Annotated in this window: 11 protein-coding genes; 1 reads left to right on the top strand and 10 read right to left on the bottom strand. The window is 28.7% G+C overall.

All coding sequences use genetic code 11. The annotated features are described in order from the left end of the window. Window positions 1-2: 2 nt before the first annotated feature. Window positions 3-878, top strand: a complete 876-nt coding sequence (locus DAD81_RS15190; protein ID WP_111709153.1) for a YDG/SRA domain-containing protein — start codon at window positions 3-5, stop codon at window positions 876-878. Window positions 879-1,153: 275 nt separating this feature from the next. Here the strand turns inward: DAD81_RS15190 and DAD81_RS15185 are convergent, their stop codons facing one another. From DAD81_RS15185 to hsdR, 10 genes are all read right to left on the bottom strand, one after another. Next, on the bottom strand, window positions 1,154-1,531 hold the full coding sequence (locus DAD81_RS15185; protein WP_111709151.1) for a YkvA family protein: 378 nt from the start codon (window positions 1,529-1,531) through the stop codon (window positions 1,154-1,156). A 131-nt stretch (window positions 1,532-1,662) separates the two neighbouring features. Continuing rightward, the gene (locus DAD81_RS15180) at window positions 1,663-3,744 is read right to left on the bottom strand and encodes a hypothetical protein (protein WP_111709149.1); all 2,082 of its coding nucleotides are present in this window, start codon (window positions 3,742-3,744) and stop codon (window positions 1,663-1,665) included. A 108-nt stretch (window positions 3,745-3,852) separates the two neighbouring features. Beyond that, the gene (locus tag DAD81_RS15175; RefSeq protein ID WP_111709147.1) at window positions 3,853-5,112 is read right to left on the bottom strand and encodes a hypothetical protein; all 1,260 of its coding nucleotides are present in this window, start codon (window positions 5,110-5,112) and stop codon (window positions 3,853-3,855) included. Between the two features lie 169 nt (window positions 5,113-5,281). Continuing rightward, window positions 5,282-6,358 (bottom strand): hypothetical protein, encoded by a 1,077-nt coding sequence (locus DAD81_RS15170; protein ID WP_111709145.1) that lies wholly within the window; start codon window positions 6,356-6,358, stop codon window positions 5,282-5,284. Continuing rightward, complete coding sequence (locus tag DAD81_RS15165) at window positions 6,355-6,831, bottom strand: hypothetical protein (protein WP_157961157.1); 477 nt, start codon at window positions 6,829-6,831, stop codon at window positions 6,355-6,357. The genes DAD81_RS15170 and DAD81_RS15165 overlap by 4 nt, the downstream gene beginning before the upstream one ends. 11 nt (window positions 6,832-6,842) lie before the next feature. Then, the gene (locus tag DAD81_RS15160) at window positions 6,843-7,931 is read right to left on the bottom strand and encodes a hypothetical protein (protein WP_111709142.1); all 1,089 of its coding nucleotides are present in this window, start codon (window positions 7,929-7,931) and stop codon (window positions 6,843-6,845) included. Window positions 7,932-7,933: 2 nt separating this feature from the next. Beyond that, window positions 7,934-9,505, bottom strand: a complete 1,572-nt coding sequence (locus tag DAD81_RS15155; RefSeq protein ID WP_111709140.1) for a restriction system-associated AAA family ATPase — start codon at window positions 9,503-9,505, stop codon at window positions 7,934-7,936. Next, window positions 9,505-11,133, bottom strand: coding sequence for a restriction endonuclease subunit S (locus DAD81_RS15150; protein ID WP_111709138.1), 1,629 nt, complete (start codon window positions 11,131-11,133; stop codon window positions 9,505-9,507). The genes DAD81_RS15155 and DAD81_RS15150 overlap by 1 nt, the downstream gene beginning before the upstream one ends. Then, window positions 11,133-12,593 carry a class I SAM-dependent DNA methyltransferase gene (locus tag DAD81_RS15145; RefSeq protein ID WP_111709136.1) on the bottom strand — a complete coding sequence of 487 codons (1,461 nt, stop codon included), beginning with the start codon at window positions 12,591-12,593 and terminating at the stop codon, window positions 11,133-11,135. The genes DAD81_RS15150 and DAD81_RS15145 overlap by 1 nt, the downstream gene beginning before the upstream one ends. A gap of 27 nt (window positions 12,594-12,620) precedes the next feature. After that, window positions 12,621-15,839, bottom strand: a complete 3,219-nt coding sequence (gene hsdR, locus DAD81_RS15140) for a type I restriction-modification system endonuclease (protein WP_111709135.1) — start codon at window positions 15,837-15,839, stop codon at window positions 12,621-12,623. Between the last annotated feature and the right edge of the window lie 148 nt (window positions 15,840-15,987).

The following is a 15,987-nucleotide window of genomic DNA, read 5'->3' as shown; positions in this document are numbered from 1 at the left end:
TTATGGCTGATTATCAATTTGGAAATATAGAAAATGTAAAAGAAGGTGATAAATTCGTAAATAGGCAGGCTTTAAGAGATGCTGGTATTCATTTGGCTCCAGTTGCAGGGATTGACGGTAATCCGCGAGTAGGTGCGCCATCCATAGTGCTTAACGGAGGTTATGTGGATGATTTAGATCTTGGAGACGAAATTATATATACAGGTCACGGAGGGAATGATCCTAGTTCCAAAAAACAAATAAAGGATCAAAGTTGGGATGCAACAGGGAATAAAGCACTTATTGTAAGTGAAATGCAAGGATTGCCAATTAGAGTTACTAGAGGCTTTAAACATAAATCTAAATTTAGCCCAAAAGAAGGATATGTATATGGTGGTTTGTACTATGTAACAGATCATTTTGAAGAAAAAGGGAAAAATGGTTTTGTAATATGTAGGTATAAGCTAGAGAAAGTTTCACCATCTGAAACTTGGCAAAATCTGGTAAAAAAAGAATTACCACTTGGCAATGAAAATTCAAAAAGAATAGCAACTGAAGTTTTAAGAATTGTAAGAGATACTAAACTTTCTAAAGAGATAAAGAAGTTATATAATTACGAATGCCAAATTTGTGGTACAACAATTTCTGTAAGAGGCGCTAGGTATGCAGAAGCAGCTCACATTAAACCTTTAGGGAAACCTCATAATGGAAACGATCAACCAGGAAATTTAATTTGTTTATGTCCAAACCATCATGTGATGTTTGATAAAGGTGTTTTTGCAATTGAGAACGATTTATCTCTGGTTGGTATTGAAGGTAGTTTAAGCCTTCATAAAAACCATACAATTGAGAAGAGTAATTTTGATTATCATAAAGAGCATATTTTTATTAATGAATAAATTTTAAAAATACGTTTATAGAATGTAATTAGTATGAAAAATAGCTCAATTTTAATTTTTAGAGAGGTTAAAAAAAACCTGATAAAAAAAGGTTATCAGGTTTTATAAGTGCCTCGAATAGGTGCTTTTAAATGGTTTGTATGGTTGGTATGTAGTGTTTTACATTTTTTTAAGTGCCAATTTTTTAGCTAAAAATTGGGTGAAACACTAACATTAACCAATTTTAATTTTACAATCTACAACCAAAAGATTTTCCATTAACAATATATAGGGTGTTAATTAGCTCTAATTTTCCATTTTTCATAGGCTTGAATTTCTTCATTAACAAAGCTAACGCATATTGCCATAATAGCAGCATCATCAACATAACCAATAAATGGTAAAAAATCTGGAATGAGATCAATTGGGTTAATTACATATAAAAAGGTAGACCCAATTACAGTAATTACATACCAAGGAACCTCTGTGTAAGATCCAGAAATATAATCTTTTAACATTGAAATAAAAAGTTTAAATTTTTTGTAAAATTTACGAAGTTTTCCTTCTTCTTTAAATTTAGAATTTAGTTCTTCACTTTTTTCTAAAATTCTTTTTAAATCGTTTTGACTAAAATCATTTTGCCCGTTTTGAAATTCTTCATTAAAATCTTTCATGTTTTTTAATTTTAAGTATTAGCTTAGTTACCAAATACAGGTCAAAACTAAAACGTAATTGCGAATAGTTAAAAACCAATCTGTGCAGAAAAGACTTTGTAATATTTAAAAATTCTTAAAGAAAGAACGGACTATATTAAATTCTTTACCAAAAGGACCCCCTTTTCTATAACAATTTTATAATCCTTACTATCCCCACAAATTTCAACTGGAGTTGTATTGTAGTTAACCAATTTATTATAACAAACTAGTTTATCATTTTTAACATGGAATATAGAAGGGTTATAAGACAGCCTTAGTGGTGAAACACTGGATTTTGCTTTTTTAGGCGAATGAATTTTTATAAAAAAATTTCTAAAACCAAATTCCCCCAAATATTTGTTTGATAATTTCAATCGAATTTCTTCTAAAACTTCTTTATTATGATTAATTTTAAAATTTTCATTTGATAAGTTAGTGTTTTTCAATTTTCCGTTTTCTGAAATAAGAACAGGGTATGTAGCTTTTGCTAAATGTAAAAAAAAGGCGATTTTACTTACATCCTCAAATAAATCATTTCTCCCATGAGAATGCTGTATCAATATTTTAGAGCATTTTCCTTCCACCTTAATAAAATGATATGGCTTCGAGGACTTATCAATATCAAAACTATAAATTCTATTATAAAAATTAATAAAATCCCTTTTATATGCTTTATTAATTCTTTTAATATCTTTTGTTTTTGGAAAAATTAATTGTGCTGGCAATGGAACCTTTTGATGTTTAAAAATTATCTTATTAATCTCAGGAATTATTTTATAAAAATATAAGTAAAGGTATTTATAATCATTCGTGCTAAGTTCTAAAATTATTGTTTCCAAATTGGGGTCTCCATAAATTAGAATTGAATAATTTTTATGTTTCAAATCACAACTTATACCATAATTAAACAATTCAACATTATCCATCTCCTGCCACAACATTTGAAATTGTAATTTAATCTCTCTCATAATTGGGATAACTGGCAGAAATTCAGCAAACCACTTTAAATATATTTTATCATTATCAAAAGTTAGATTTGATACTTTGTTGATAACATCTGATTGGGAGCAAGATTTATTTATTTCACTCTCATTCAAAAATTTAAATATTTCTTCAATTGAGATTCTTTTGTTATTTAAATATAATTCCTTTAATCTAGGGAAGCTATTACTAAGTATATTCCAGTTTCTCGAGGTAAATTCGAATCCAGAATTATCTAGATCTAAAGAAGTTAAAGAATTATTAATATAATTTTTATCTGGAAGCAGGAAGAATGACTTTAAAAAATTATTGTCTAGTGCAAGACCTTTTAACCTCAATGGAATATGGCTAATACGAAAATGCTCTGTATCGTTATTACTTAACAATAAGTTTTTAGTGTGCTTCGCTAATCCGTTAATAGCTTCTTGAACATTTATCGCATTATTATCCAAATCCAACAATAACAAATTCAAATTACTAAGATTAATGTCCTCTACTTTCATTGGATACAAAAATTGAATTTTTAGTTTTTCCAAACTTATTGGTAAATTGGTAATGACTTTGTTGTAATTATTAATTAATGAAAGGTCCGTAATGCCTTCCGAAAAAGAAATTACGTTTAAATCATTATCTGTTAGATACAATGATTGAATTTCTAAACTAGTTACATTTGATGTAATTATTTTCTTTAAAAACTCACCAATACCTGTATCAATTTTTTCTTGCTTAAGTTCTTCTGTAAATTTATTATGAATGTTCAAAAAATTAGTGATTTTTTGCTTATTCTCACTAGAATGGAAAACGAATTTTGACTCTTCTATTCTTGCATTTAATTCTATAAACCTTTTAAATAATAAGTCATTATTTTTTATAATATCCAAAAAATCATCGTATGCTGTAATTTTTACGGATGAAACTGATCGTGGAATTTCAAATTCTGCTAATTGACATGATAAACCTCCAAATTCTATGTATTCCAGATTTTGAAACAGCCTTAAGTCAACCTCTTTTATATTTTTAAATTCCTTAAGTATCTTTTTATTTTCAAGATCGAAAAGATAAATCAAATCATTCTCTCCATCTGGATATTCATAAAATAAAACAAATTCTTCATGTGAAATTATCTTATCATCATAATTTATTTCAGGATCAAAGTACTTGTGCAGATTTGCTTTGTATAAGCTAACTTTTTTAACATTACATAAATCCATTAAATTCAAGATATTAATTAGTAATTATTTTAATTTTATGAATTGGAAACTAGAGTCAATTTTTTTAATGAATTTCAATTGATTATTGAGGACTTATATTTATAAAAATTAACCATTTAATAGTTCAACAGAATTTCTACTTATTACATTCTTTAAACAAAAATCAATCTTATTTTTTATCAAGTCTGATAATTCACCTTTTTGATCTAACTCTTCAGCCCGTTTTAATGGTATTTCATAAATGAATGCTAAACCAGGACATACATTTATTTTTTCCATTTTACTATTGTATATTTTATTTTTTAAACCTTCATCATCATTATTAATAACGTCTTCTATTACAAGTTCTCTTACAAACTTCTTTAGCTCAATGTGATTTGGTATTTGCCTTAGTTTTTCAGTATTTTGATTCCAATAATCAATGTACTTTCTAATGTCATTTGAAGAAAACCATATTATATTTGAAGTCATAAATCCAAAATGAAAATTAGGATGAATTATCCAACCCTCCTTTTCAAATTCATTGATATCAATATTTACAGGATACAACCCTCTAGCTTGACCCTGGGTGTCAGCAAAATAAAGGCTCAATTTTAAACAATTTTCTTTAGGATGAAAAATTAAACCAATTTTTCTAATAGAATTATAAGGCAACTCAATATAAAAACCCCACCCTTGATGATATTTAACTTTATCTTCGTCTTTAACAATGAATTTTAATATTGTACTAATTCTCTTTAAAATTAAGGAGTGATTTCCCTTACAAAGATCAAATCTATCAAATGGATTTAAATAACTGTAATTCTCATTAACAAAAGATAAAAAATCTTCAACTATAAGCCTTTCCGAATAATTATGTTGATTTGAAAATGCAAACTCATTTAACCAAGTTATGATACTGCTCCACATAATAACGACAGGCATAGAAATAATTTCAATGTCATCACTTAAATTTTCCTTTGATGGACAAAGCTGATCTTGCCAAACATTATTCCTATCTGGTTTAGTTTCAATAATAATTGTAAGATTATCCCCTAAAGTAATTACGCCATCATAAGTTGCCGTTCTACAACTCGGTTTTATTAATATGTCATCTGTATAATAATCATTTGTAATAAGTATTGATAACAACTTAACTGTCTCAAATTTAGCACTACTTACTTGTGTTTGAATCTCGATATTCTTATTAATTAAAGAATATAAATTTGGAAGCTCTTCTCTAAACTTAGAGCGTTGTTTTATTGCTTCATAAAAAAAACTAAATGAAGATGGTGAATACCTTAATAAAACTAAAAAAGCTCTTGTTAATCTATCTTCGTGATTATTTGTTTTATTAATATAAGGGTTGAAATAATTTAATCTATTCATAGTTGTAAATTTCACTTACTTAATCGCTTATTCCAAAATACCATTTTTAATACTAAATTTTTAGATTTTATTGAAACATTAGCAATTTCTTCTAATTATATTTCTTGTTTATCTTATCCTAATATTTTGCTTTACCATTTCACAATAAGATAGTTTATCGATTTTATAATTATAAAGTTGATAATTTCATTAATTCAGTTTTGTATGAGTCATAAAGCGATACTGATGCTTTATTAATTATAAAGTCTAAAAAAAACCAATGTACTCTAGCATAAGGTATTAAATAAAAACCTATGATGGAGTTTTTAAACGATTTTAAAGCCTGATCATAATCGTTATCAATATCTATAATTTCTTCTGCTAGAATATAATCATAAAAAAGACCTGTCCAATTTTCAATAAATGGAATTAAAGTTTCTTCTATCCACCTATCACTAATTTTGAAAAAATTATTCCATTTATCAATTAAATCTTGATGGTTAGCATCTTGTCCTTTAAAATTAAATTTCCAATCTCCAAAATCATCAACTTTAGGGGTAGGTTCCCTGAGGCATATTAGACTAATTTCAAGTTCTCCGTTCCAACTATATGGATGCATAAAACTTTGCCTTTTTGATCTTTTGTCATCCGTCCAAATTATCTCCTTTTCACCTTTGACTTTAGAGCAGTTACAACCATCACCTAAGGGAATTAAATTATTGAAGTGAACAGATGTTAATGGGTATTTGGATTTACACAACCAATGATCTAAAGCACCTCTATTTTCGTATTTGTTTGACTTAAATGGTTCGTTGTGGCATACGGGGCAAATATGTAACCTATTTATTCTTTTGAAACTCTTTAAATACTCAAGTACTTTTGTCTCAGTACATTTATTTAACCAATCAGAGTCTAAAGAACTGTACAATGCTATGAAAAAATTTTTCGCTGTATCAAATAAATTTGGATCTATTTTTTCACAGTAAAATAAAGTAGAGTTAACATCCTTACAGTGTTCTGATATATTTTTAGAATTTGTATATCCAGCAATTATATCTTCTTCTTTTTTCGATTTTTTAATTTCAATAAAAAATAGCTTTGCCTTTTTATATAATCCATCCTGTCTATTTCCATATTTATCCTTGAACCAATCAGGTAACAATTCGTAGCCGAAAATAGAATAATTAGGGACTTCTTTAAAAAAAGTATCAGGGATTTCTTCGATTCTTTTTAAATTCGAATCAACTTGATTTATTTCAGTTATCATTTGTTGTCTAATTCAATTAACCTTTTATATAACATTGTTTTAGAATGAGACTCCCCGTAATTATCAATTTCATCAAGAATTTGATCGTAGCTCTTTTTTGACAGCTCTTCGATCTCTTTATTCGGTAAAAGAGGGGTTAATGAAGTGTTTTTAAATAACCACTGGCAATCTTTTCCAATATATTTTTTGTTTCTTTTGTCGGCTATATGCTTTTCTTGGATATTACCTGCTTTAATAGTTTTGAACCTAAAACTGGATTCTCTAGCTTGCTTAATCTTTTCATTTTCTAGTAAGGATAATAGCTTATCATTATCAATTTTTTTACTTTTTTGTGCTGTCTCAAAAGCTTTTAAGTTTAATTTTAACTCTCTAAGAAGCATGTCTTTTGTAGCGCGATTTTTCTTAACTAAGTCGCCTAACGAAGATATTAAAACACTAATATTTGTTACTGAAGAAAGCCAATTCATACTCATTTTATTTAATATTAAATTATCATTTTTAAAATTGCTTTCCGATAATTCAAGCATTCATCTGTCAATAGAAAATCAAATACAGCGTACTTTATAAAGTTGTATTCATGGTAATAATTGGTGTTAAAACTCATTCTTTTCAACTTAATTTCAGCTTCTAATCTTTTTAAATTCCATTTTACATAAATACCACTTTCTTTCTCAAAAAGAACCCTATTCGCTTTGTCAATTCTAAATGCATTAATTAATTTATCACACTCAGTTTCATGTTTTGATTTATCTATTTTTTCCAAAAAATCTTCTTTACACCTAGCAGTAATATCAAAAACATTATCCCAAGTTTTGACTTCAGTTGAATTGGGCGTGATATTTACTTTCCAAATCCTTTTTAATGGATCACTTGACATATTACTACCTTTTAGGTCAAAACGAGGTTGAATTATATCAAAATAGGGGTTTACAGCTGACCTGTAATTCCCTTTGTCATCCATTAGTAGATCTTTTGTTTTTTTATGAATGCGATTACATTTAATACCCATTGGTACCAAATTATACATGTTTATGGATGCAACTGGATAAACTGCCTTGTATAGTAAATGATCATAGTCTTGTTTAAATCTATTAAATGAAATAAACTTTTCCATTCCACAGAATGGACACCAAGAATCTCTCTTCTCTTTATAAACCTTTTTATAATGATCTTTTATCCCATATTTATTTAAAATTTTTTCATATAGATTTAAAAACAAAGCTTTTGAAGATTTCTTTAGACCATTTGGATAATTAGGCAATCTTATAGCTGTATTTGGATTTGCAAATTGAGTTCTTACATCATTAGTTTGATTAAATATTAGGATGAACCGATTTCGATCTCCCTGATTTAAATTTAGAAATGACTCTTGAAATTCTTCAATTAAATCTCTTGTGTTTTTACTTTTAGTCTTTCTTTTAATACCTATAAAACCCGAAAGTTTCTTATCACAATGACTAGGATTAAAAATAGTGCCTTTTGGTAAATTTTGAATTGTATTCAAATAATTTTGAACAGAAACTTGTAGCTCTTTTACTGGATGGTTTTTTATGTCTATACACTCCTGAAGCATAATTACTTTTTATTTTTTTCTTTCTCAGATTTCATTTCTTCAATTCTATGATAAAGCATCATTTTTTTAATAGAATCACCAAAGCCTAATGCTTCTTTCTCCAATTCTTCTATAGATTTAGTTTTGCTGTTTATTAATTTAGAAATTGCAGCAACAGATAGCTTCGCGACTGGCGGAGCTACTCCAAACGCTATCTCCAACAATTTATCAATTGCTGCTCCATAGGTCTGAATTTCGGGTTGCTCTATATTTATATTTTTTTTAGTTTTATTAAAAATATAGACATCTTCACTTTTGGAATCAGAAAGTAAAAATGGTGAATGGGTAGTAATGAGATACTCTTGTTTGTTTTTCCCAGTAGCACTTTTCATATTAGAGATAAAAGCAGACCTCCATTGTGGATTAAAGTGTGTTTCTGGCTCATCCATGAGAAATAAGACATTGTCTTTATTTACCATGTTTAATGTGCCAAAAACATGTAAATATTGATGTTCTCCATCACTCAAATCGTTATAATTCAATATTGCATTATTATTTTTATGATTAAGTCTTATATGAGAGATACTAAATGCTTTCTGGTAATCTGGCACAATAGGTCTATCTAGAACTTCTCCAGTATTTTTCTCGATGCTTCTTATTTCATCTAAATCTGATCTAATAATTACATGATTTAACAAATCAAGTTGAAAAAGGTCTATATATAATTGCAATTTGCTATTGAAGTATTTTATAAAAGCTTTTTCGGTTGCTTCGCAATTATAAAAATCAAGAATTAGAGTATTCTCTTTTGATAAATTCGTGGTGGTTGTAGCGCAACGCTTTAATTTATTAATTATTTCCTCTTGCTCTTCTGCAGGTATAATTCCATTGGAAGGCCCATTCTTAGGCTTAAGTTTTATTGTAATTCTAAATGATCTTAAAGATCTGATATTAATTACTTTGGAAATGTTAGACCAATCAGACTCTTCTGTAAATCCTAGAACTGCATTAGCTATAAAAACCAAGTTATTCATTGTAAAATCCACCCAGAGAAAATGAGGCAACTCAGGTAACTTATCAATTCTCTTTTCCTTATAGGTTGGAATTGCCCTTTCCTGATAATATTTTGCAAATCTTTCATTATAAGGTTTAAAAAATTTGCTCAATGATTCGTTTTCTCCTGAAGTATACCCTACTACAATTTCTGGTAGATAGTTTTTAATTTCCTTATTATCTAAAGACAATTCTAAATTATCTTGGTTGCTACCCAAATAGCATTGCGACTTTTTATTAGCAATAGTTTTAATAAACCTTACATATTTATGACCTCTTTTAATTTTAATTAGATAGTCTATTTGAAAGGATAATTCTTTATTATCAAGTTCTGTGATAAAATCAGAATATTCACCAACCAAATGCTCCATAACTTGAGCTATACACTCTAATAATTTAGATTTACCAGAGCCATTAATCCCAACCAAACAAATAGGATGAAATCCTTCTTCCAAAAAGTTTTCATTTCTAAATGCTTCGTCAAATCCATTTAAGGGGTGAGAACTATTAGCATTGTTATATTTAAAATGGATTAACTTCATTATTTATATAATTTGAGGTATAAACTTCCTTTTTCAAATAATAGTTTTAATTTAGGCTTCGTTTCAGAGATTTCTCCATCCATAAGCTTAAATAATGCTATTCTAAAACTGTCATAGCTATGATTAAAAGGAATTGAAATTTCTCCATAAGTAAATTTTTTATTTCCAAAAGTTTCACTTAGATATTCTAATATTTTTTTGTGATTATTAATTTCTTGAGTTTTTATATTAAGCTGAGCTTTAACTTGTGATCTTCCTTCTGATTTACCAACTAGGCTAACTGTTTTTTTCTTTTGTAATGATTTTGGACTTTTTAAAGTCTTCTTTCTAGTTGTTTTTTTGGTAGTCTCTTTAGCTTTTTCCTTAAGCTTCTTAATCTCCTCCAACAAATCTTTAGCATCTCCATCACTTTCTAATTGAGGAACCAGCTCTCCTTTAAACGCTTTGTGCAATAATGCTTGTGGTAAACTATCTATTTTTTCTTTTAAAGTTTTGTATTGTTGCTCAATAGCATCAGCTTTTGAAAATAATTTTTCAACAGAAATTAGAATTTGAGTCTGTTCTTTAATTTGAGGAAGTGGAATTTCTAAGTTTTGTATTTGTGCTTTTGTTAATGCCTGTCTAGTTACTCCATAATTTTCATTTAAGATGTAGTTTTGAATTATGGATGAAGCTAAATAAATATTCAAAAATCCCGGAATAAGATCATTAGTGGGTCTAATTATGCAAACGTGTTGATTTACTCTACCACCTGAAACTGATTTATCTGCTAAACAAACTCTACCAATAGAAGCTCCAGTGATATTTAATAAAACATCATTATATTCAATAATAACATTTTTTAATTTTTCTGCTTGCTCATCATCAATGAAAGCTAGTCCTTTTAATCTTATTCCATTAAAATGAATATTCATTGACCGAACTAATGGTATTCCATCTGTTTTGTAATTTTCAGAACCTCCTTTTGGGGTAGAACCACTACCGATTTTAGTAGTATAATCTTTTAAGATAACTTTATCCCAGCCAGCTATATCTTTACTTTTCCTCCATTCCTCAGTCAACTTTCCAGTAACAGCTTGTGTAAGTATTTGCTGACGAAAATCTTTAAGCAATAATGGTATTTTTTCTAAACTGGTTTTTATAGTTTCCAATTGTGAAAAAAGAGCGTCTAATTTGTTAACAATTCTATTTTGTTCTAGAATTGGAGGAAGTGGAAATTTTAAACTCCATAAAACAGTTGGATCTACATGAGGTATTCCAACACCTCTTGTATTAGAATTGATAAAAGGGTATTTTTCTAATAAATAATAAAATAAATAATCTGCTTTAAAACATAATGGCTTAATTGCAACAATTGTAGAACCAATTGCTCCAAAATTTGTTTTTGAAACCCACCCGCTTCTTGCTCCATCCCATACCATTGCAACATCGCCCTTTTCAAATAATTTAGAACTTTCCTTATCAGCAAACTGCCTAATTATATTATGCTCTAATGCCTTAATATCCATATAAGGAGTAGAGTTTTCAAATTCAATTTCAGATTGTATTTTTGGCTTTTTTCCTTTTACAGATTTTATTATTTCTTTTAGAGGAACTTCTATCCAATTTTTAGGTAGTTGATTTTCCATTAATTCAATTCTTTTATAATAGCATTTAATTGCTTGGTAATACTTTGCAATTCTTTTAATGCTTCTTTGGCAATATCAATGGGTTCACCTAAGTCCTCACTATTTATTAAACTACTATCTGAGATTAACCCTAAATCTAAACTATCTCCTTTTTTTGCAATAAATTCACGAGGGATGCATTGCCAACGTTCGTTTTTTATTGTTTTTCTTTTTTCATCACTTACAATGCCATCATATTTTTCTTCTACATGATTAAATGAAATACCTCCAGTATATGCTATAATAAAATCTTCAAAGGCTTTTTCGGCAAAAGGAGTGCGCTTCCCATAGTTTGGTGTATTGGTTCGCATATCATAAAACCAAACATTTTTTGTATTCTTAGTTTCGGTTGTACCACGTGTAAAAAATAATACATTGGTTTTCACACCAGCAGCATAAAAAATACCAGTTGGTAATCTTAAAATCGTATGTAAATTACATTTATCCATTAAATCTCGGCGTATTTTTTGCCCATCACCATCTTCAAATAATACGTTATCAGGTAAAACTACAGCAGCTCTCGCTTTTCCGTCTTTTTTTAAGCTACGGTAAATATGTTGTAAAAAGTTTAATTGCTTGTTGCTTGTTGGAAAGGTAAAATCATCACGAGAAGGACGATCTCCACCTTGTTTTGTTCCAAAAGGCGGATTTGCCAAAACACCATCAAAGTTCTTTAGACTTTTCCCTAAATCGGTTAACGTATCGCCTAAATAAATGCGGCTTTCCATTCCGTGTAAGCGTGCATTCATCAATGCTAATCTATGCGCATCACCAACCAATTCAACACCGCTAAATGCTTCAGCTTCTTGAAACTTTCTTTCCTTTTCAGAAAGTTTATAATAGTCGTCATTTTTACTTCTTAAATAATGGTCGGCTGAGATCATAAACCCAAAAGTACCAGCAGCAGGATCATTCCATTTTTCACCTATTTTAGGCACCATTAAATCAACCATTACATTAATTAATGGCCTAGGTGTAAAATATTGTCCTGCACCACTTTTTTTCTCACCCGCATTTTTTTCTAATAAACTCTCGTAAATATCACCCATCACATCACGATCGTTTTCTTCATACCAGTCAAGTTTGTCAATCGCTTGTACTAGCGTATTAAAGTTAACAGGCTTACGTAAACTGGTAGAAGCATCAGCATAAATTTCTTTAATACTTTCACTAGTAGTTAAAGCACTAATTTCAGCTAAAAATTTACGATATTGTAAAAAGGCTTCATTATTATCGTGTTCATTTACAAAGGTTTTCCATTGGTATTGCTCAGGAATATGCTCTTCAAAATTTTTAACTTCCGATAATTTTAAGAAAAGAATATAGGTTAGTTCATTTAAATACTGGTGATAGGTAACTCCATCATCACGTAATACATTACATAAATTCCAAAGTTTATTGGCTATTTCATCTGCGCTCATCTATATTTTTTTGTTTTTTAAATTAATTTAAGCAGTGTATAAATTTTGGTTCAAATCTACAATAAGGTTTTCCAAATCATTGTCAAATATCTTATTTAATCGTTTAAAACCACCATCATTTATAAAAGGTTTTTTGTTTAAGTCTTCTAAATTTAAAACAGTTTCTTTTAATAATTGAGCCTCAAAACGTTCAATCCATTTTAATTGAATTTTATTCCAAGGTTTTAACTGTTTTATTTTTTCAACAGCATTCTTAATTCTTTGTTCATGATTGACCAAAGGAGTGTCCAAGGCCATTGTTCTTATAAAAGAAATAATATCAGCTGCAATATCCTCATTTTTAGTAGTTTTCCAAGCTGTATTTAAGGACATTGCATTGAATTTTTCTTGCTCTAGTAGCAGTTTCAAATCTTTTAAAGATGCTCTGTCCAATTCAGAAGGTTTTGAACAAACAATATTAAGAGCAGCTATTTTATTTCTATTCTCCTGAATGAATTTTTTAAACGCTTCAATATAATCTTCTGGTTTTACTGATTTACCATAACCACGTTCCACTGCAATTATTTCATCTTCATGTTCAGAAAGTAACTGATATTTAGGTTGATAAATTTTTTCATCTAAAAATTGCCATAAATTACTAAAACCACCTAAAATTTCTTTTGCTTTGTCTCCTTCAATAGTTTTTAATACTTCAATTAAATCTTCAGGAGTATCACCTTTAGACAAATAAATAAATTGTTCTAAATTATCGTGAACTATAGACTTCTTTTTACGTTGTAATTTTGCAATAATTTGTTGAATTTGTTTTTTAGCACGATCCGGATCCTCAATATAATCTAATTCCTCTACTAATTTGGAAAATGAAATAGAAGGATTTGAGACTGTTTTCATTTGAGTGTATCCTTCTAAGGCTTCATAAACACGTACGGCATCATAAATTCTAAAATATTGTTTGTCAATTTCTGGACATAAACGAGTAGCACGCCCAATCATTTGTTCAAATAAAATTCTGGAACGTACTCTTCTAATAAATGCAATATTTGTTATTTCAGGAACATCAATTCCAGTTGATAATAAATCAACTGTAACAACAATGTTAGGATACTTTTCGTTTTTAAAACGTTTGGTTAAACCTTCTGGATCGTAAACCTTTCCAGTTATTTTTTCAATAACTCCCGTTGGTAAATCAACTCCAATAGCCGAAAATTCTTCATATAATAATTTTACAATTAAATCCGCGTGAGAATTTCTTACAGCAAAAATTAACGTTTTTTCATCACTATCCGGATCTAATTTCTGTACTAGTTGTTTTATGACAGCTCTATTAAATGGCTCCGTAATAACCATTTTATTAAACTGTTCAATTTCAATAAGCAATTCATCTTCTAATGCAGCTAGCTCTTCAATAGTATTTGTTTCAGCTATAAATACTTTAGGTCTTTCCCCTTTTTGCCACAAAATGCCATTTTCACTTAACTTTGTTTTTAAAAGGTATGGTGGTTCGTGATCACAAAGAAAACCATCAATTACAGCTTCTCTATAAGAATAATTATGAACAGCATTTCCAAAAATTTCAGTAGTGTGAAGGGCAGGTGTGGCCGTTAATCCAATAATATAAGCATTGAAATACTCAATAACTCGTTTGTATTGTCCTACATAATCGTTTTCATCTTTAAACGATAAATCTCCTTCATCAATTTCCTTATCTAAATTATAACCTCTATGTGCCTCGTCAATAATAATACAATCATAAGTATCAATAGGTAGTATGTCATTTTCTGAATAAAACAAACGTTTCACCATACTCTGTACAGTTGCAAAATGAACACGTGTTGTGTCTTCAGGAGAAGCAATTTTTAAACCTTCCATTTGATAAACATTTGCAAATGAATTAATACCTTCAATTTTATTATCTGTGAAATTTCCAATGGCTTGTATGGCTAATAATCGCCTATCAGTTAGAAATAAAATTCGTTTAAAACGATTTGACCTTATAAAACGATAAGCTAAACCAATTACAGTTCTTGTTTTTCCGGTTCCAGTAGCCATTACCAATAATGAACGCTTATCATAAGGCTGTGTAGTTAATTTATTTTCAACAGCTTTAATAGCATCAATTTGATAGTAACGTAAACTTAAACCCCTGTCACTTTTTAAATAATCATAATCACTTTCAAGTAATCTTTTATTTGCATTTTCAACATCACGCTCATATAAATCAACTAGGCCTTGTGGAGAAAACCATCCTCTTAAAGCATCAGCTCTATTTAACTCTTTTCTAACATCTAAAAACCAAATACCACTTTTTGTTTTTAATTGCTCTAAATAAGGTCGTCCGTTGGTTGAAAAAAGAAAAGGCACATTATATGTTCTCCATTTATTTAATATCTTATAATTATCATTTGGAGTAACTAACTCTGCATAAATTTTTGATTGCCGTAAATCTGTTGAAATATCACTCGCATATTTTTTTGCTTCTACTACTCCATATAATTCAGTACCAACGAACAATGCGTAGTCTGCCCATTTTTTTTGACAAGGCCATTCTGCAATAGCTATATTTCTACCTTTTTCAGGCAATGTTTTTTTTGATTTATAGTTTAATTCTGTTGTATCACATTCCCAGCCAGCTAATCTCAATTTTTCATCAATAATCTCCCTTGTTTCAGCTTCGCTTTTCTCAATATTGTTTGCACTTTTTACAGATCGTTTTTTACGTTCTTCAATTATTTGAGGAGATACATTTAGTGAAGCTATTTTTTTCTGATAATCAATAACCTCTATTGATAAGCGACTTAATTCAGCATTAAGCTCATCAATATTATTTTGCTCAGCATTTTCTGGTAGTTCATATTTATCTTGCTCTAAATAATCATTCTCATAGGTTTCATAAAACCACCTTGTTAATTGAAAACATTTTTTTAAAACAAATAAGGCTTCAGAATATGATCCATTTCCATCATGACTTGCCTTGTTACCAGACTTTCTAATTACATGCAATATATCCTTGATTATTTCTGGAATACAATTTCTATACGACAACTGATTAATACGTTCAATTTGATTGCCATCAAAAAAATCTAAATCTTCAAATTTCCAGATCAATAAACTTAATTTCTCAGAAAGTAATCTTGATTTTGTTAATGAAGAACTAGGATCTATATAAATTAGTTTTTCTGCTAACTCCGAAATTGTAAATAATTCAGGGTAATTATCTTTTAAAAAGTTAAATTTTGAGGTGCTCATTATTTATAGCAATTAATGAAAACCAAATATAATTAATTAAAGTGATACTTTTTCCCTCTAGTTAGTAGATTTTATATTTAGATACAGTAACAAAATGCAATTGAAAATATCAAAACTAAATTAAAGGATTACAAAATATTGTTGTATT

The organism is Lutibacter citreus, from assembly GCF_003260195.1.
GTDB classification, from domain to species: Bacteria; Bacteroidota; Bacteroidia; order Flavobacteriales; family Flavobacteriaceae; genus Lutibacter; species Lutibacter citreus.
This window is presented reverse-complemented; position numbering and strand designations above follow the sequence as displayed.

What these genes read in the sequence shown, in the direction of transcription:
- DAD81_RS15190 (WP_111709153.1), top strand. Translation starts at nt 3, where the DNA reads ATGGCTGATTATCAATTTGGAAATATAGAAAATGTAAAAGAAGGTGAT.
- DAD81_RS15185 (WP_111709151.1), bottom strand. Translation starts at nt 1,531, where the DNA reads ATGAAAGATTTTAATGAAGAATTTCAAAACGGGCAAAATGATTTTAGT.
- DAD81_RS15180 (WP_111709149.1), bottom strand. Translation starts at nt 3,744, where the DNA reads ATGGATTTATGTAATGTTAAAAAAGTTAGCTTATACAAAGCAAATCTG.
- DAD81_RS15175 (WP_111709147.1), bottom strand. Translation starts at nt 5,112, where the DNA reads ATGAATAGATTAAATTATTTCAACCCTTATATTAATAAAACAAATAAT.
- DAD81_RS15170 (WP_111709145.1), bottom strand. Translation starts at nt 6,358, where the DNA reads ATGATAACTGAAATAAATCAAGTTGATTCGAATTTAAAAAGAATCGAA.
- DAD81_RS15165 (WP_157961157.1), bottom strand. Translation starts at nt 6,831, where the DNA reads ATGAGTATGAATTGGCTTTCTTCAGTAACAAATATTAGTGTTTTAATA.
- DAD81_RS15160 (WP_111709142.1), bottom strand. Translation starts at nt 7,931, where the DNA reads ATGCTTCAGGAGTGTATAGACATAAAAAACCATCCAGTAAAAGAGCTA.
- DAD81_RS15155 (WP_111709140.1), bottom strand. Translation starts at nt 9,505, where the DNA reads ATGAAGTTAATCCATTTTAAATATAACAATGCTAATAGTTCTCACCCC.
- DAD81_RS15150 (WP_111709138.1), bottom strand. Translation starts at nt 11,133, where the DNA reads ATGGAAAATCAACTACCTAAAAATTGGATAGAAGTTCCTCTAAAAGAA.
- DAD81_RS15145 (WP_111709136.1), bottom strand. Translation starts at nt 12,593, where the DNA reads ATGAGCGCAGATGAAATAGCCAATAAACTTTGGAATTTATGTAATGTA.
- hsdR (WP_111709135.1), bottom strand. Translation starts at nt 15,839, where the DNA reads ATGAGCACCTCAAAATTTAACTTTTTAAAAGATAATTACCCTGAATTA.